This is a genomic window from Loktanella sp. M215 (assembly GCF_021735925.1).
Lineage (GTDB): Bacteria > Pseudomonadota > Alphaproteobacteria > Rhodobacterales > Rhodobacteraceae > Loktanella.
Genome location: NZ_WMEA01000001.1, coordinates 1,652,925 through 1,670,213, shown reverse-complemented (window position 1 = coordinate 1,670,213; position 17,289 = coordinate 1,652,925). Strand labels below are relative to the sequence as shown.

Genomic DNA, 17,289 nt, shown 5'->3' with positions numbered 1-17,289 from the left:
TCCTAATGCTTGAAGTGGCGCATGCCGGTGAAGACCATGGCGATCCCCGCCGCATCGGCCGCCGCGATCACCTCGTTGTCGCGCATCGACCCGCCGGGCTGGATGACGCAGGTGGCCCCGGCGCTCGCGGCCTCCATCAAACCGTCCGCGAAGGGGAAAAACGCGTCCGACGCCACAGCCGACCCGATGGTCAGCGGCTGGTCCAGCCCCATCGCCTCGGCCATGCGCTCTGATTTCTTGGCCGCGATCAGGGCCGAGTCCAGACGGCTCATCTGTCCCGCACCGACGCCGACGGTGGCACCGTCCTTGACGTAGACGATGGCGTTAGACTTGACGTGCTTGGCCACTTTCCACGCGAATTGCAGGTCGGCCATCTGGGCGTCCGTCGGCTGCACCTTGGTCACGACGCGCAGATCGGCGGCGGGGACGTGGCCGGTATCCTTGTCCTGCACCAGCATGCCCCCCGCCACCTGACGATAGGTCAGCTGTGCCGCCTTGGGGTCGGGCAGGCCGTCCGTAGTCAGCAGGCGCAGGTTCTTCTTGCCCGCGAACACGGCCTTTGCCGCGTCGGATGCACCGGGCGCGATCACGACCTCGGTAAAGATCTCGACGATGGCCTGCGCGGTCTCTTCGTCCAGCGGCATGTTCAGCGCCACGATCCCACCGAACGCACTGGTGCGGTCGCAGTCAAAGGCCTTCTGATACGCCTCCAGCAAGGTCGCGCCGCGCGCCACACCGCAGGGGTTGGCGTGCTTGATGATCGCCACGGCAGGACCGTCGGCGGGATCGAACTCCGCAACCAGCTCGAACGCCGCATCGGTGTCGTTGATGTTGTTATAGGACAATTCCTTGCCCTGATGCTGGGTCGCGGTCGCAACACCGGGCCGCCCGGTGCCGTCGGTGTAAAAGCTCGCGGTCTGATGCGGGTTCTCGCCATAGCGCAGTTCCTGCCGCAAGTCGCCCGCAAAGGCGCGGCGGCGCGGGGTGGCCAGATCAATCGCGCCGGCCATCCATGTGCTGACGGCGGCGTCATAGGCCCCGGTCCGGGCATAGGCGGTCTGCGCCAGACGCTGGCGGAAGGCCAAGGTCGTCTGCCCGTCATTCGCGTCCAGTTCGGCCAGCAGCGCGTCATAATCGGCCACGTCGACGACCGTGCTGACAAACGCATGGTTCTTGGCCGCCGCCCGGATCATCGCGGGGCCGCCGATGTCGATGTTCTCGATGCAATCGTCATAATCGCCGCCCTTGGCGACGGTTTCCTCGAACGGATAGAGGTTCACGACCAGCAGGTCGATCGGCGCGATCCCGTGATCCTCCATCGCCTTCACATGGCCCGCGTCATCCCGCAGCGCCAGCAACCCGCCGTGCACCATCGGGTGCAGCGTCTTGACGCGGCCGTCCATCATCTCAGGAAAGCCCGTGACCTCGGCCACATCCGTCACGTCCAGCCCCGCCTCGCGCAGCGCCTTGGCCGTGCCGCCGGTGGACAGCAGGGTCACGCCCCGTCCGGCCAGCTTTTGCCCAAGGTCGATCAGGCCGGTCTTGTCGGATACGCTCAGCAGCGCGCGGCGGATGGGTTGCAAGGTCATGTGTCGTCCCCGAATTCGTTGTCATCATCCCCCGCCGTACGCGCGGGCGCCAGGTCGCGGACAACGTCGGGCGTGTCCTGCGCCTTGGCCAGCGACCAGCGGATGCGCGTCGCATAGGCCATTGCGGCGCCGGATAAAACCACCTGTCGTGCGGCACGCGGCTTCAACCGGCCGGTTTCCAGATAAACCGACGCCTCTAGCGCCAATTCCGCATGTGCATCGTGGCGCAGCACCCAGATCTCGCCCGACTTCAACGCCATTGAAACGGCAGCCCCGCCCAGATCGACTGTCGCATCGACGTCCGGATGCAGGTGAAAGCGGATCGCAAAGGGAATGCCCTGCAACTGCGTCGCATCCAGCGCGCGGTCGAACCGCTGCTTGTCGGCGGCATCCAGCGTGGTCAGCAGGTCCTCGCCCGCCAGCCCGCGCCCGTCGGTCGTTATTTCCAGCGTGCGCGCGTGGGTCAGGCCGTGGGTGACGCGGAACCCGTCGTGCGACAGCTCGGCCCTGCGCCCGTCGTTCAGGTCGGTCACGATGCAGTTCACCACGTCCGGCAGATCGACCAGCATTTCCTGCGACACGCCCCCCGCCGTCAGGGCCGGCCCCAGCCGGGACGAGGAATAGCCGCCGATGCCCAGCGTCGAATGGCTCGGCGTCGCCCGCCCCGCCCTGCGCCAGTCCGCGCCGAAACTGACGCCGGACCCGCAGTTCACGATCAGCGGGCGACGGCCCGACGTCAGCTCGAACGCCAGCGTGGACGCATGGGCATTGACAGACGCAGCCCCCTCCGGCGGGCGTGCGGCATCGGCGATCAGCGTCGTGCGCCCGGCCGCCAGCCGTGCAAAGCCCATGCATTGCGCGTCGCCGGTCTGGCGTTTGCCGGTGGTCAGGGACAGGGCATGGTCCAGCCGCCCGTCCAGCCCGCGACCGCCACCGTGGAACCGCGCAAGGCCCCCGTCCGCATGGCGCAGCGCCCGCAGCGTCGGGCCGATCCGCGCGACAGCCTGCGTGATCGCCATGGGCACCGGCTGCTCGCTGGCCGTGATGGCCGACATCGCCCAGTGCAGCAGGGTCAGGATGTCCAGCAACTCCTCGGGATTGCGGGTGGCGATGCCGCCGTCCGGCCTGATCTGCGTCGCACAATCCTCGGCCAGTGCCTTGATCGCGGGGGCGGTCAGCCGCTCCATCCCCTCCAGCGACAGCCCGGCATAGACCATGCCGGCCAGCGCCTCGAACCGCGCCAGACCCGGTCGCGTGGACCGCCAGCGGCGCGACAGGAACAGCGTCTGCTGCCCCAGCGACCGGAACAGCCGGTCCTGGCCTGCCTTGTCCTGCCCGCGCAGCAGGAACACCCCATGAGAGATCCAGCGAATCAGCCGCCGCCCGGTCAGCTCCGGCGTCCAGCCGGGACCGCTGCCATCGCCCCAGGCGTCGATCCACTCGCCCACCCAGGCCTGCGCCGCATGCCGCGCACGCACATCGCCCACGGCCGCCAGATCATCCAGCCAGCCGAATCCGTGCAATTCCTGATCGACCATCGCCCGGTCGCCCTCGACTTGCCAGATCGACCCGCCGGGGGCGGTCGTCAGCACGCCCGCAAACAGGAAATTCCCCGCCAGCAACTGCCGCCCACGGGCAAACAGCCCGATGCTGCGCGGTTCGGGTTGAGAGACGAAGCCCGTCGCAGGCCGCGCACGTGCCGCCCACCGCGCGTGCGCACGGTGCATGAAGGCCCGGTTGCGGGCACGCCATGGTTGCCGATCGGCCAAGCTGCTGCCTCTGCGTTGCGGTGTCGCAATCTTCTTGCCCGCAACGTTAACGCGGGACGCGCCGCCTGTCACGCGGGCTTTGTCAGCACCGCCATGTAGAAGCCGTCCATCCCGCCGATCTCGGCCCAGTAGTCAGGCCGCAGCCGCAGACCGCCTTCCTCGGTGATCCACGCGGGGTCGATTCCCGGCAGGTTCAGCGCCTCGCGGTCGACACGCACGCCCGGATGCCGTTCCAGCGCCTCCTCGACCTGCACCTCGCCCTCGTCGGGCAGCAAAGAGCATGTACAGAACAGCAGCCGCCCACCCGGTTTCACAAGGTGCAGCGCGTGGTCGATCATCGCCCCCTGTTGCTCGATCAGCGCGCCGAAATCGGCGCCGTCCTTGGCATAGGGCAGGTCCGGATGGCGCCGCATCGTGCCCGTGGCACTGCAGGGCGCGTCCAGCAGCACCGCGTCCCATTCGCCCGCGATATCAAAGGCATCCGCAACCTCGCTGATCGCATTCAGCCCCACGCGCGTCAGGTTCTGCGCCACCCGCGCCATACGAGAGGCGGAGGCATCGACCGCCGTCACCTCTGCCCCCTTAGCTGCCAGTTGCAGCGTCTTGCCGCCCGGGGCCGCACACAGGTCCAGCACCCGCAGACCGGTGATGTCGCCCAGCAATTGCACCGGCACCGCCGCGGCGGCGTCCTGCACCCACCAGTCGCCCGCATCATACCCCGGCAGCCCGGTCACCTGCCCCGCTTCCATGATCCGCACCGATCCGGTCGGCAGCACCGTGCCGCCCACCGCGTCGGCCAGCGCCTGCGCGTCGCCCTTTGGCGTCAGGTCAAGCGGCGGCGTCGTCGCCTGCACAGCCTCCATCGCCTCGATATCCTTGCGGCCCCAGGCGGCAACCAGCGGCTGGCGCAGCCAACCTGGCAGCAACGGCGGCGCCATCTTCGCCCAGGCGTCCGGCCCCTTGTCCGCCACCTTGCGCAGCACGGCATTCACAAGACCCTTCAGCCGCGCGGTGTGGTGATTACGCCCGACGATCTCGACATAGGCGTTCACGACGCCGTAAGCCGCAGCGCCCTGCGCGATCTCCAGCGTGCCAAGGCGCAGGGCGTTCTGGACGTACAGCGGCGGCTCTTTCGCCATGAAGGGTTTCAGCATCCGGTCGGCGCGGTCCAGCATCCGCAGGGTGTCCGTGGCCAGCCGCTGCGCCCTTGCCCGATCCTCGGGTGCAAGGTGATCCAGCGCCCCGCCGCCCAGCAGTTCGGACAGCAGCCGCCCCTCCTCGATGACCTGTTGCAGCAGGTGGTGCGCGGCACGGCGCGGGGCAAGGCCGGTCTGATCCATGGGGAAACCCTTGTTTGGTGTCCCAAGCGGGGTATATCACGGGCACACCCCCGGCAAGGACAAGACCATGACGGACGACACACCCACCGACCTGCCCCCCGCAGCCCAGCGTGCACTCGACGAAGCGGCAGAGCGTCGCGCCAAGGCCGATGCACGCGCCCTGCCCGCCGAGATCGGCGGCCGTGACGGGCCGGAACCCGTCCGCTACGGCGACTGGGAAAACAAGGGCCTCGCGATCGACTTCTAGCGGATGCGCAGCGCCGCCGCCCGCCCGGCGCCCTGATCCACGGTAAAGCGGACCAGATCACCCTTCTGTTCGACCAACTGGCAGTTATAGGGGATCTCGTCCCCACCCCAGTCCATCACGCGACAGAAATAGCCATCCTCCCAGGACCATGCCCCTGTGACCGGCCAGCCCAGCGCATCGCCCGCAATTTGCCCGTCCGGCGTCACGGTGACGGTGATGTTATAGAATGTGTGGGTCAGATTGCCCTGCGCCATCAGCGCCAGGAACTGGTCCCGATCGCTGACACGCGTATAATCCTGCGCCGCCGCCATCAGTGGCAGGGCGGACAGCGCCATCGCAAGGGTCAAGGTTTTCATCGTCAATCCTCCGGTCCACCGGCACCCGCCTGTCCAACCGAATTAGCGCGGCTTGCGCCAGATCAAGTCACAACCCCAGCACATCCAGCATGTCGTAATGCCCGGGCACGCGATCCTGCCCCCAAAGGGCCGCCTTCAGCGCGCCACGGACAAAGACGCTGCGGTCGGTCGCCACATGGCGCAGGGTGATCCGCTCGCCGTCGGCGGCGAACAGCACGTCGTGTTCCCCCACGATGTCACCGCCCCGAATGGCGGAAAACCCGATGTCGCCGCGCTTGCGCGCCCCCGTCATCCCGTCACGCCCCGAATCGCGGACCTCGGCCAGATCCACGCCGCGCCCTTCCGCTGCCGCCGCGCCCAGCATCAGCGCGGTGCCAGAGGGGGCGTCGACCTTGTGCCGATGGTGCGCCTCGACGATCTCGATGTCGAAATCCGCGTCCAGCGCCGCCGCTACCTTGCGGGTCAGCTGCACCAGCAGGTTGACGCCCAGCGACATGTTCCCCGCCCGCACGATCACAGCGTGATGTGCCGCGCGGTCGATCGCCTCGATATCGACCTCCGATAGTCCCGTTGTGCCGATCACATGCACGGCGCGCGCCTGCGCGGCCAGCCCGGCAAAGGCGACCGTGGCGCTGGGCGCGGTAAAGTCGATCACCGCCTGCGCCTTGGCAAAGGCCGCGACCGCATCGTCCGTCACCATGACGCCCAAGGCCTGCCCGCCCATCGCGGTGCCCACATCCTGCCCGACCCAACCGTGGCCCTCACGCTCCAGCGCGGCAACAAGGTGGCAGGCATCCGATGCCGCCACGGCCTTCACCAGCATCTGCCCCATGCGGCCAGAGGCCCCCGTAATCACGATTCCCGGTGTGTCGGTCATGGCTGTCTCCTTGCAACTTTCCGCCAAGCCATAGCGCCCGCGCGGTGCCCGGAAAACCCCGCGCTTGGATTTGCCCCATAACAGGTTTAAGGGACGCCCATGGCAAAGACATCATCCTCCGGGGGCGGCGCCCCCAACCAGCGGCAGCTGCGGCTTGGCGAACTGATCCGCCGGCGGCTGTCAGAACTCCTCCAGCGTGGTGAAATCCACGATCCGACCCTGTCCGCCATGATGATCACCGTGGGCGAGGTGCGCTGTTCGTCAGACCTGTCGGTCGCCACCGCCTTCATCCTGCCGCTCGGCGGTGACAAGAAGGAAGAGGCGCTGCTGGCCCTGCGCAAGTCCCGCCACGAGATCCGGCGCGAAGTGGCCAAGGTGCTGAACATCAAGTTCGCCCCCGAAATCCGGTTCGAGATCGACGACACCTTCGACCGCATGGACGCCACCCGCGCCCTGTTCGAACGCGAGGACGTGAAGGCCGACCTCGAAGCACCCGACCAGACCGATCCCGAGACGAAGGAAGAGATCGCGCAGGACGCGCCCATCGGCGAATCGACCGAATGGGACAAGGACAACGACGCATGATCCGTGCGCTGGCCTGCGTGCTGGCGCTGATCGCGGGCAAGGCGGCGGCGGTGACCTGCAACGACGCCACGTTCGAAGGGCACAGCTTCACCGCCTGCACCGTGGACGCCGCGACCGAAGACCTGCGCCTGTTCCACCGCGACACCAAGGGCCAGGTGCTCGGCGGGTGGAGCGCGCTGTCCAGTCAGGTCGCCCCCCAGTCGCTGGCCTTCGCGATGAATGCGGGCATGTATCACGAAGACCGCCGCGCCGTGGGCCTCTATATCCAGGACGGCGTGCAAACCGCACCGCTGGTCACGCGAAAGGGGCCGGGCAACTTCGGCCTGCTGCCCAACGGCGTGTTCTGCGTGACCGACGACAGTGCGCGCGTGATCGAATCCCTCGCGTTTGAAAAACAGAAACCCGCCTGCCGCGACGCCTCGCAATCGGGTCCGATGCTGGTCATCGGCGGCCAGCTGCACCCGCGGTTCCTGAAAGACAGCCCCTCGCTCCATATCCGCAACGGCGTCGGCACCAGCGCGGACGGGCGCACGGCGATCTTCGCCATCTCGAACGACCCGGTGAATTTCCACACCTTCGCGCGCTTCTTCCGCGACGTGCTGAAAACGCCCAATGCGCTCTTCTTCGACGGCAGCATCTCGCGGCTCTATGCGCCCACGCTGAACCGCGCGGATTTCGGCTTTGCCGCCCTCGGCCCCATGGTCGGCGTTGTGCAATAGCTTGACCCCGCCCCGCCCTGCGCCTAGCAGGCGCGTTCAGAATGAACGGAGGCCTCCATGGGACGGCGCAAATCGGGACGCAACATTTCGGGCTGGCTGATCGTGGACAAGCCCGCGGGCCTGACCTCGACCACCGTCGTCAACAAGGTGCGCTGGGCGCTGAATGCCAACAAGGCGGGTCACGCGGGCACCCTCGACCCCGATGCGACGGGTGTGCTGGCCATCGCGCTGGGCGAGGCGACGAAGACCGTGCCCTACATCACCGACGCGCTGAAGGCCTATACCTTCACCATCCGTCTGGGCCAGTCCACCAATACCGACGACGCCGAAGGCGAGGTCGTGGCCACCAGCGACCTGCGCCCCACGGACGATCAGATCAAGGCCGCCTTGGGTCAGTTCGTCGGCGACATCATGCAGGTGCCGCCGCAGTTTTCAGCCGTCAAGATCGACGGCGAACGCGCCTACAAGCGCGCCCGCGACGGCGAGACGATGGACATCGCGGCCCGCCCCCTCTGGGTCGACAGCCTGCTGCTGGACGACCGCCCCGACGCCGACCACGTCACGCTGGAAATGGTCTGCGGCAAGGGCGGCTACGTCCGGTCCATCGCCCGCGATCTGGGCGAGGCGCTCGGCTGCCACGCCCACGTCCGCACCCTGCGCCGCATCTGGTCCGGCCCGTTCAAGGCCGAAGACGGCCTGACGCTGGACCAGATCGACGCCATCGCACGCACCGACGCCCTCGACACCCACGTCCAGCCGCTGGAAGTCGGCCTCGCCGACCTGCCCATGGTCATCTGCCCCACCGTCAGCCTGACCGCCCTGCGCAACGGCAACCCCGCCATGGTGATCGCCTCGGGCATCGACTACGGCACCGAAGTCTGGGCCGCCCACGAGGGCCGTGCCGTCGCCGTCGGTCGCCTGATGGGCAGCGAGCTGCATCCCGCCCGCGTCTTCGTCGACTGATACCCGCCACCGGGCCGGGGATTGTGCGCCGAACCTGGCGCGGCGCCGCTCTTTCCTCTGCCCCGCGAACCCTTGTCATATGACCGCCATGATCGCACGCACCCATACCGCCGCCGATGGCACGACCTCGCGGGCGATCTACTCGCCCTGCGAGGCCTACCGCTACCGCCTCGACCGATCTTGGTCGGATGCGCCGCCGCTGGTCTGGATCATGCTCAACCCCTCGACCGCGACAGAAGCTGCGAACGATCCCACCATCGCCCGCTGCGAGGTTCGCGCCCGGGCGCAGGGCTTCGGCGGTGTGCGGATCGTGAACATCTTCGCCTTCCGCGCCACGGCCCCCGCCGACCTGAAACGCAGCACCGATCCCATCGGCCCGCAGAACGACGCCCATCTGCTGGACGCCTGCGACACCGGCCTGACGGCAGGCGGCCTGATCGTCGCGGGCTGGGGCGTGCACGGCGCACACAGGGGCCGCGCCGCGCAGGTCCGCCAGATGCTGCGTGACAGGGACCTGCAAATCCATACACTCGGCCTGACCCGACACGGCCACCCGCGGCACCCGCTTTATGTCGCCTACGCCACAACCCCAAGGCTCTGGCCCCATGATTGACGGCTTCACCAACACCCGCGTCGACACCGGCGATGTCACCCTGTCCGTCCACCGCGCAGGCACCGGCACACCGCTGATCCTGCTGCACGGCTACCCGCAGAACCATCACTGCTGGGCCATGGTTGCGCCGCACTTCGCCCAACATTTCGACACGATCGTGCCCGATTTGCGCGGCTACGGCGACAGCGACGCCCCCGCCGACGACGCCGCCCACACCACCTATTCCAAGCGCCGGATGGCCGCCGACATCGTCGGCCTGATGGACGCACTGGGCCTCGATCGCGCCCATGTCATCGGCCACGACCGGGGCGCGCGGGTCGCCTACCGCATGGCCCTCGACCACCCCGACCGCCTCCACCGCCTTGGCATCATCGAGATCGTGCCGACGGGAGATTTCTGGGACAGCTGGACCGCCGATCTGGCGCTCAAGGCCTATCACTGGACCTTTCTGGCACAGCCCGCCCCCCTGCCGGAACGCATGATCGGCGCCGACCCCGCGGCCTATGCCGACTGGACGCTGGCCCAATGGACATTGGAAAAATCCTTAAAAGTCTTCGCACCCGCCGCACTCGCCAGCTACCGCGCACAGATGGCCGACCCCGCCCACCGGCACGCGATGTGCGCCGACTACCGCGCCGGCGCTTTCTTCGACCGCCAACTGGACGCGACCAGCCGCAAAGCGGGTGCGCAGATCGCCGCCCCGCTGCATTTTCTGTGGGCCGAGGGCGGCTTTCCGGCGCAGACCGGCGACCCCTTGGCGCTGTGGCGCAAGTGGGCGCCGCAGGTCACCGGCAACGCCTGCCGCTCGGGTCATTTCGCGATAGAGGAGAACCCCGAGGCCGTCGTATCGGCATTCATGAACCACTTGCGGGGAAATTAACCGTTTCTTTATTCGCGACATGTAAATGTGTCAGAACGGTGTTAAAAGAATTTCAACACTTCTGGATCGGGGGCGATCCTTTTCGTTGAGGCACCATAATGCTTGCTCTGATCGGCTTCGTCGGCCTTGCCATGTCGTCCTTCATCATGCTGGGCGGGCCAGAAGACCATTCCGATGCCCCCCCTGCCCCGGATGACCTGCTGCCCCCCTCCGGCGACACCGGCCTGACCGAGGTTGCGCCGGGCCTCTTCCAGCTTTTGTCCGACACGAACGGCGATGCCGGCGCCGGCGGCGTGCTGGCAGAAACCGATGCCGATGTGGCCACGGCCTCTGGCCTGTCGGACACCTTTGGCGATGCCGGCGCCGGTGGCGTGCTGGCAGAAACCGATGCCGATGCGGCCACGGCCTCTGGTCTGTCGGACACCTATGGCGATGCGGGGGCCGGCGGCGTGCTGGCCGATGCGACCACGCTGCCGGTTCCCGATACCGGGGCGGACAGCGCCTTTGGCGTCAGCACGGATACGGCCGACACGGTGGATTACGGCGACGACATGCTGCCCGATCCCATACCCGCCGGGGATCCGTCTGTCGCCGACGCCTCGCCCCCCGACGACGGACCCGTCGACCCATCGACGGCCGCGATGATTCGCCGCGTGGGCAGCGACAGCGATGACACGATCGACGGCGATACCGGCAATGACGAGGTGTATGGCGGCGGTGGCAAGGATCTGATCACCGGCAACATGGGCGACGACATCCTGTTCGGCGAAGACGGCGCCGACAGCATGAACGGCGGCTCAGGCAACGACCTGCTGTTCGGCGGCGCCGGCGACGATATCCTCGAAGGCGGCTGGGGCGACGACAGCCTGACCGGCGGCGAGGGGCGCGACCTGCTGAACGGCGGCGGCGGCAACGACGTCCTCGATGGCCGGGACGCAGACGGCGGGTTCGACTACCTCAACGGCGGCGCCGGCGACGACCTGCTGCTCGCCGGTGCCGGCGATCACCTGAACGGCGGAGAGGGTGCCGACATCTTCAGCCTGACCCGCGACGGCGCGAACACGATCGACGATTTCGATGCAGCGCGCGACGTGATCGAGGTCACATATTCCGGCACCCCGCCGGTGCTCAGCACAATGACCGCCGACGACGGCCTGACCCTGTTGGCCGACGATACCGTCGTGGCACATCTCGCGGGCCTCAAGGACTTTGATCTGTCCAGCGTCATCCTGACCGCCGCCTGATTTCCGGCTTTCCTTTTGCCCACAGCCCGCCTATAGGCACCCATCCGCGCGGGCCGTCAGGCGCGCCGGACCCTCCAAGGGCCTTTCTGGACGACATCCCGGATCGCGCCATTCACCCTTATCCAAGGAGACCCCGATGTCGATTACGCCCGATGAAAAAGCCCGCCTGATGAAGGAATACGCGATCAAGGAGGGCGACACCGGTTCGCCCGAAGTCCAGGTCGCCATCCTGTCCTCGCGAATCGCCACCCTGACCGAGCACTTCAAGTTCCACAAAAAAGATAACCACGGTCGCCGTGGTCTGCTCAAGATGGTGGCCCTGCGCCGCAAGCTGCTGGATTACACCCGCGCCAAGGACGAGGCCCGTTATCAGGACCTGATCAAGCGTCTGGGCCTGCGTCGCTGACGCCACCCGACCCAGATCCGGAAAACGCCCGCCCCTTCGGCGGGCGTTTTGCGTTTCAGCAGGTCCGCGCGGCATCACGCCACGATATCCACGGCAAACACCATTAAACTTCGGTTTAGAGCGGCTAAACCAGCGATAAAATAAGCGTGAACGCTCCTGCCCCGTCACGCGAAATGGCCGGGATTCGCGCAATTCGGCAGCTTTGCAGATCACCGCTACAGCCACATTCAGGAATATGCGACCTCAGGTAACAGTCCGGCGCGTGATGCTTTGCCGGGTGCAGGACAGATCCTCGGGATCGCTGCCGTCCCTATTTTACATAGTCGCGTCTTACCGAAAAATTAACCGTGATACGCCAGTGTCGGGCGGTCACATGAACTCTTGAATGAATGGACATGAACATCATGGACTTTACAGAGGTACTCTCACAGTTTCTGAGTGACCCGAACACCGGCTACCGCACCGGACTTCGGTTTTTTCACTTCATCGGGCTCGCAATGGGTCTTGGCGGCGCCACACTTCTGGATTTGATGCTGCTCCGCTTCTTCGTGCGGGGCCGGATCACCGAAGACACCTACAGTGTCTTTGCCTTCGCCTCTCGTGTCGTCGACATCGGCCTGCGGCTGCTGTGGATTACCGGGCTGGGCTTTCTCTTCCTCTATGCCCTGACGCAGCCGGAACTGCTGACCAACCCCAAGGTCCACGCAAAACTGGCCATCGTCGCGATCCTCACGATGAACGGTTTCTTCATCCACCAGATCATCCTGCCCAGCGTGCGCCGGCAGATCGGAAAGACGCTGTTCAACGGCGTGGGTCCGACGCGGCGCGCCATCTTCGTCACCTCCGGCGCGATCTCGGTCGTATCATGGTACATGCCGGTCGCCCTCGGCGCTTTCCCGCAGCTGAACTTCCACATCACCAGCACCGCGCTGCTGACGGGATACTTCGTGCTGATCGTCGCGGTCGCCATCGCGATGCAGGCCCTGATCTTCATCCTGCACCGCTACGTTCCGGAATTCGAACCGCCGCAGTCCGACACTAACACCGCGGTGCAGACCTTCCGCCGCACGATGCTCGTGCCGCCTGTCGACCAGAGTCCGCGCGAACTGGCCACCGCCTCGGCCCGTGCCCGCGCCCTTCAGCAGGCCTCCGGCTGACGGCGAACCTGCAGACGCCCGCCGGGACACCGGCGGACGTCCGCGCCGCAAAGATATCGACTGAACCTCTTGCAGATCCCGCCCCCGTAAAATCGAGGGCAGGATCGCAACGCGTAAGGCGCCTGTCGCCAGCCTGATCCACGCATCACAAGGATCAGTCCAGATGACAGGTCATCGATGCCTGAACCGGAACCACAGATGCAGCCCTGTCCAAAAATGACCGAAAGATGAACGCACAGCCCGTTCGCGATTTCGTTGCACAAATCGGGCCGATGTTTCGCATGCGATACATATTATGTAAAATAGCGGATCGCCACGATCTCCAGCTCGACCGTGCCACCGGGCTTGATCCAGTCTACCAGATCACCGACCCGCGCGCCCAGCATCGCCTTCGCCAAGGGTGAAAATGGCGCGATCAGATGATTGGCCGGATCCGCCTCATCCTCGCCCACGATGTGCCAGTCGGTCTGCCGGTCATCCGCATCCACAACGGTCACGCAAGCACCGAAGGCCACGACCGCGGGATCCTGCTGCGCCGGATCGACCAGCACGGCGCGATTGATCCGCTCTTCCAGAAACCGGATATCGCGCTCTGCCATCGCACGCGGCAATTTGTTATCCAGATTGTCGCCACCATCGCGCCACTTGACCAGATCCACATGGCGGTCGCGCAGACGCGCCTGCAACGCATCCAGACCGGCCGGCGTGACATAGTTCGGATGCGGACTTTGCGGCAGATCGTCCAGCCGGTCGGCCTGCGGGCCCTCGTCTTCTTTGGTGAATGCTTTGTTCATAAGCGAGCCAACCCGCCGCAGCCTGCACGGTTCCGTCCCATGCAATTCCCTTTCATTTCGACGCCTTTTGCTGTAAGGCCCCGCCATCTGTGACGTAACGCATCAGACCCCGGCGTTAGGCAAAGGACAGGGGTCGGCGGCAATGGGGCCGCCAATCAACGGGTCAGCCGGACCGCCGGTCAGGCCCAATATGAAAGACGATAGATGTTTCATGAAGTAAAGAAATCCATGCAGTGGGGCGAAGAGACGCTTACACTCGAAACGGGCAAGGTCGCCCGTCAGGCCGACGGTTCGGTCATCGCCACGCTGGGCGAAACCTCCGTCATGGCCAACGTGACCTTCGCGCGCAAGCAAAAGCCCGGTCAGGACTTTTTCCCGCTGACCGTTCATTACCAGGAAAAGTATTACGCTGCCGGCAAGGTGCCCGGTGGTTTCTTCAAGCGTGAAGCCCGCCCGACCGAAAAAGAAACGCTGACCGCGCGTCTGATCGACCGTCCGATCCGCCCGCTGTTCGTCCCCGGCTTCAAGAACGAAGTGCTGGTGATGTGCACCGTGCTGTCCCACGACATGGTCAACGATCCCGACATGGTCGCGATGATCGCAGCGTCCGCAGCACTCACGATCTCTGGCGCGCCGTTCCGTGGCCCGATCGCCGCCTGCCGCGTGGGCTTCGTGGATGGTGAATACATCCTGAACCCCGAAATCGACGACATGCACAACCTGCGCAACAACCCCGAGCAGCGGCTCGATCTGGTTGTCGCGGGCACCAAAGATGCCGTCATGATGGTGGAATCGGAAGCCTACGAGCTGACCGAGGACGAGATGCTGGGTGCCGTGACCTTCGCGCACGACGCGATCCAGCCGGTCATCGACCTGATCATCGATCTGGCCGAAGACTCTGCGAAAGAGCCGTTCGACTTTACCCCTGCCGACTATTCAGCGCTGTCCGCAGCCGTGAAGGCCGCTGGCGAGGACAAGATGCGGGCTGCCTACGCGATCACCGACAAGCAGGAACGCACCGCTGCCGTGTCCAAGGCCAAGGACGACATCATCGCGTCCCTGACGGAAGAGCAGCAGGAAGACGGCAACCTTGGCCCGGCGCTGAAGAAGCTGGAATCCAACGTGCTGCGCGGCGATGTCGTCAAGAACGGTCGTCGTATCGACGGTCGTGCTCTGGACGAAATCCGCCCGATCGTCAGCGAAGTCGGCATCCTGCCCCGGACCCATGGCTCTGCCCTGTTCACCCGTGGTGAGACGCAAGGCCTGGTCGTCACCACGCTGGGCACCGGCGATGACGAGCAGATGATCGACGCGCTGACCGGCATGTATAAGACGAACTTCATGCTGCACTACAACTTCCCGCCGTATTCGGTCGGTGAAGTGGGTCGTGTCGGCTCTCCGGGTCGTCGTGAAATCGGTCATGGCAAGCTGGCGTGGCGTGCGCTGCAGGCCGTTCTGCCCGCCGCGACCGACTTCCCCTACACCATCCGCATCGTGTCAGAGATCACGGAGTCCAACGGCTCCTCCTCGATGGCATCGGTCTGCGGTGGTTCGCTGTCGATGATGGACGCGGGCGTTCCGCTGAAGTCCGCCGTGGCCGGTGTGGCCATGGGTCTGGTGATGGAAGACGACGGCTCCTACGCCGTGCTGTCCGACATTCTGGGTGACGAAGACCACCTGGGCGACATGGACTTCAAAGTGGCTGGTACCGAGAACGGCATCACGTCGCTGCAGATGGACATCAAGATCGCAGGCATCACGCCCGAGATCATGAAAAAGGCGCTGGAGCAGGCCAAGGCCGGCCGTCTTCACATCCTCGGCGAGATGGGCAAGGCCCTGACGGGTGCTGGCAAGTTCAGCGTCCACGCGCCGAAGATCGAGACGATGCAGATTGCCACCGACAAGATCCGTGAAGTCATCGGGTCCGGCGGCAAGGTCATCCGCGAGATCGTGGAAGTGTCCGGCGCCAAGGTCGACATCAACGACGATGGCGTGATCAAGATCGCGTCCAACGACGCGGACAAGATCAAGAAGGCCTATGACATGATCTGGTCGATCGTGGCAGAGCCGGAAGAAGGCAAGATCTACAAGGGCACGGTCGTCAAGCTGGTCGACTTCGGCGCCTTCGTGAACTTCTTCGGCAAGAAGGACGGTCTGGTCCACGTGTCGCAGATCGAAAACCGCCGCTTGAACCACCCGTCCGACGTGCTGAAAGAAGGCCAGGACGTCTGGGTCAAGCTGCTGGGCTTTGACGATCGCGGCAAGGTCCGTCTGTCGATGAAGATGGTCGATCAGACCACCGGCACCGAAACGGTCGAAGAAACCTCCGAGGCGTAAGCCTTTCGGATTGAAGATAAAAAGGGCCCCGGCAGCGATGCCGGGGCCCTTTTTCGTTGGGCTGTCCGGTGCGTTGCTAGGCGTCCAGCAGGTCCGTGCGCGGCATGCCCAATCCCAGCAACGCCGAGACGGGCGAGGCGCAGGTCAACGCCACACCCGACGCCGCCGCGTGATCGCGGGCGAGCGCAAAGCCTGCAAGGCTGCGGTCCAGCCCCGCGACAAGGCCGCTGGGCGCCGTGTCGCCTGCCGTCTCATAAAACCGGGGGGCTGCCGCGTTGCCGAGGTCGATGCCCACCAGCACGATCTGCGCCGGGCGGGCGGCCAGGGCGATCTGCAGGGCGGAAAAGGCGACCGTGCCGACAATGACGACGCCCACGTCCGGGTCGCGCGACAGGGCCGCCCCGTCACCGCGCAGCAGCAGCGCATCGAGAGCGGGATCGTCGAGGCGACGGCGGGAAGCGTTCAGCGGTTTTGCGAGGTTGTCGATCAGCGCCACGGGGCGGGTCGTCAGCAGGGACGGATCGACCGATGCGATGGCGCGCAGGGCTGCGGGCGACAGCAGCCACGGCAGATCGCGCGGCAGGGTCGGCAGCATTTCATGATGGCGAAAGACGAACCGCTCGTCCTCTATTGCGAGGGCGAGTGGCGCAATCCGGTCGGCAAGAGTCGCGGCGCCGTTGAGCAGGATGGCGGTGCGGGGCGGCAGATTCTCGATCCGCTGGGCGGCCAGCGAGGGGCCGCTGCCGACGACGGCCAGCAGCGGCGCATCCTGCGGAATCAGGTCGCTGGGGCGGCGCAGGGTCAGCAGCGGTTTCCCCCGCCATGTGACCAGACCACCGGGGCGGTCGATCGCCAGATGCGGCCAGAGGTCCTGTCGGTGCGCCCGGGCCGGTCCAGCCAGAAGCGCACCGAGTTTGATGAGGCTACGGGACAGGGGGCGGTCGCTCATGCCGCGACCGCCAAGTGTGGTCGTTCGATCTGCCCTCGGTCATCCGCCATCCTTCGGTCCCCCTGCGATCCCGGTCTTTGGGTTAGCAGACCGGAGCGGGTGAAAGAAGGCTTCTATGGCCCCGCGGCGGTCAGACCGGCGTGGCCGGATACCCCTCTGCCGCGAGCGCCTGCTGCAGGCGGGCGTCGTCGGTGCCGGACTGCACCTGCACCGTGCGGGCCGGCATGTCGAAGGTCAGCGTGGCCGCGGGGTCGAGGCCGTGGACGGTCTTTTCGATGGTCGCCTTGCAGTGGCCGCAGCTCATGTCGGGGATGGAATAGGTGGTCATGGCGTTCTCCTGTGCTCTGATCCCGATATGGGGTGTTCCAGCGCGGGAAGGTCAAATGCACAACATCGTGAGGTGGCCCCTGACCTTCCCCTGACTGGAACCCCCATATCGGTCTGGGAATAACCCGAGAGGCCGC

Annotated in this window: 18 protein-coding genes; 10 read left to right on the top strand and 8 right to left on the bottom strand. The window is 66.0% G+C overall.

Annotated elements, in window-relative coordinates; genetic code table 11:
* Window positions 1-2: 2 nt before the first annotated feature.
* The 3 genes from purH to GLR48_RS08145 all read right to left on the bottom strand — a co-directional run bounded on the left by purH (window position 3) and on the right by GLR48_RS08145 (window position 4,698).
* Entirely contained in the window at window positions 3-1,589 is a 1,587-nt protein-coding gene (gene purH / locus GLR48_RS08155) for a bifunctional phosphoribosylaminoimidazolecarboxamide formyltransferase/IMP cyclohydrolase (protein ID WP_237060612.1), read from the bottom strand.
* Complete coding sequence (locus GLR48_RS08150) at window positions 1,586-3,316, bottom strand: heparinase II/III family protein (protein ID WP_237064443.1); 1,731 nt, start codon at window positions 3,314-3,316, stop codon at window positions 1,586-1,588. Before GLR48_RS08150 ends, purH begins: the two co-directional genes overlap by 4 nt.
* Window positions 3,317-3,426: 110 nt before the next feature.
* A complete protein-coding gene (locus GLR48_RS08145; RefSeq protein ID WP_237060610.1) occupies window positions 3,427-4,698 on the bottom strand; it encodes an RsmB/NOP family class I SAM-dependent RNA methyltransferase in 1,272 nt (423 codons plus the stop codon).
* 67 nt (window positions 4,699-4,765) lie between these two features.
* Between GLR48_RS08145 and GLR48_RS08140 the strand changes: the two genes are divergently transcribed.
* A complete protein-coding gene (locus GLR48_RS08140; protein ID WP_237060608.1) occupies window positions 4,766-4,945 on the top strand; it encodes a DUF1674 domain-containing protein in 180 nt (59 codons plus the stop codon).
* Here GLR48_RS08140 and GLR48_RS08135 read toward each other — a convergent pair.
* Together GLR48_RS08135 and dapB are read right to left on the bottom strand one after the other, a co-directional pair.
* Complete coding sequence (locus tag GLR48_RS08135) at window positions 4,942-5,301, bottom strand: dihydrodipicolinate reductase (protein WP_237060606.1); 360 nt, start codon at window positions 5,299-5,301, stop codon at window positions 4,942-4,944. The two genes, GLR48_RS08140 and GLR48_RS08135, sit on opposite strands and share 4 nt — an antisense overlap.
* Before the next feature lie 67 nt (window positions 5,302-5,368).
* A complete protein-coding gene (dapB, locus tag GLR48_RS08130) occupies window positions 5,369-6,178 on the bottom strand; it encodes a 4-hydroxy-tetrahydrodipicolinate reductase (RefSeq protein WP_237060604.1) in 810 nt (269 codons plus the stop codon).
* 99 nt (window positions 6,179-6,277) lie between these two features.
* Between dapB and rbfA the strand changes: the two genes are divergently transcribed.
* The 8 genes from rbfA to GLR48_RS08090 all read left to right on the top strand — a co-directional run bounded on the left by rbfA (window position 6,278) and on the right by GLR48_RS08090 (window position 12,745).
* Window positions 6,278-6,763 carry a 30S ribosome-binding factor RbfA gene (rbfA, locus tag GLR48_RS08125; protein ID WP_237060602.1) on the top strand — a complete coding sequence of 162 codons (486 nt, stop codon included), beginning with the start codon at window positions 6,278-6,280 and terminating at the stop codon, window positions 6,761-6,763.
* Window positions 6,760-7,482 carry a phosphodiester glycosidase family protein gene (locus tag GLR48_RS08120; RefSeq protein WP_237060600.1) on the top strand — a complete coding sequence of 241 codons (723 nt, stop codon included), beginning with the start codon at window positions 6,760-6,762 and terminating at the stop codon, window positions 7,480-7,482. The genes rbfA and GLR48_RS08120 overlap by 4 nt, the downstream gene beginning before the upstream one ends.
* Before the next feature lie 57 nt (window positions 7,483-7,539).
* On the top strand, window positions 7,540-8,445 hold the full coding sequence (gene truB, locus GLR48_RS08115) for a tRNA pseudouridine(55) synthase TruB (RefSeq protein ID WP_237060598.1): 906 nt from the start codon (window positions 7,540-7,542) through the stop codon (window positions 8,443-8,445).
* An 88-nt stretch (window positions 8,446-8,533) separates the two neighbouring features.
* The gene (locus GLR48_RS08110) at window positions 8,534-9,058 is read left to right on the top strand and encodes a DUF1643 domain-containing protein (RefSeq protein ID WP_237060596.1); all 525 of its coding nucleotides are present in this window, start codon (window positions 8,534-8,536) and stop codon (window positions 9,056-9,058) included.
* Window positions 9,051-9,938 carry an alpha/beta hydrolase gene (locus tag GLR48_RS08105; protein WP_237060594.1) on the top strand — a complete coding sequence of 296 codons (888 nt, stop codon included), beginning with the start codon at window positions 9,051-9,053 and terminating at the stop codon, window positions 9,936-9,938. The genes GLR48_RS08110 and GLR48_RS08105 overlap by 8 nt, the downstream gene beginning before the upstream one ends.
* A 98-nt stretch (window positions 9,939-10,036) precedes the next feature.
* On the top strand, window positions 10,037-11,182 hold the full coding sequence (locus GLR48_RS08100; RefSeq protein WP_237060593.1) for a calcium-binding protein: 1,146 nt from the start codon (window positions 10,037-10,039) through the stop codon (window positions 11,180-11,182).
* Between the two features lie 136 nt (window positions 11,183-11,318).
* The gene (gene rpsO, locus GLR48_RS08095) at window positions 11,319-11,588 is read left to right on the top strand and encodes a 30S ribosomal protein S15 (RefSeq protein WP_237060591.1); all 270 of its coding nucleotides are present in this window, start codon (window positions 11,319-11,321) and stop codon (window positions 11,586-11,588) included.
* 395 nt (window positions 11,589-11,983) lie between these two features.
* Complete coding sequence (locus GLR48_RS08090) at window positions 11,984-12,745, top strand: hypothetical protein (protein ID WP_237060589.1); 762 nt, start codon at window positions 11,984-11,986, stop codon at window positions 12,743-12,745.
* A 293-nt stretch (window positions 12,746-13,038) separates the two neighbouring features.
* Here the strand turns inward: GLR48_RS08090 and GLR48_RS08085 are convergent, their stop codons facing one another.
* Window positions 13,039-13,539 (bottom strand): GreA/GreB family elongation factor, encoded by a 501-nt coding sequence (locus tag GLR48_RS08085; protein ID WP_237060586.1) that lies wholly within the window; start codon window positions 13,537-13,539, stop codon window positions 13,039-13,041.
* 204 nt (window positions 13,540-13,743) lie between these two features.
* On the opposite strand from GLR48_RS08085, the gene pnp reads away from it, so the two are divergent.
* Complete coding sequence (pnp, locus tag GLR48_RS08080) at window positions 13,744-15,876, top strand: polyribonucleotide nucleotidyltransferase (RefSeq protein WP_237060584.1); 2,133 nt, start codon at window positions 13,744-13,746, stop codon at window positions 15,874-15,876.
* 76 nt (window positions 15,877-15,952) lie between these two features.
* Here pnp and GLR48_RS08075 read toward each other — a convergent pair whose 3' ends face one another.
* Both GLR48_RS08075 and GLR48_RS08070 read right to left on the bottom strand, forming a co-directional pair.
* Complete coding sequence (locus tag GLR48_RS08075) at window positions 15,953-16,825, bottom strand: glycosyl transferase (RefSeq protein ID WP_237060574.1); 873 nt, start codon at window positions 16,823-16,825, stop codon at window positions 15,953-15,955.
* A gap of 130 nt (window positions 16,826-16,955) precedes the next feature.
* On the bottom strand, window positions 16,956-17,153 hold the full coding sequence (locus GLR48_RS08070; RefSeq protein WP_237060572.1) for a heavy-metal-associated domain-containing protein: 198 nt from the start codon (window positions 17,151-17,153) through the stop codon (window positions 16,956-16,958).
* Window positions 17,154-17,289 lie beyond the last annotated feature (136 nt).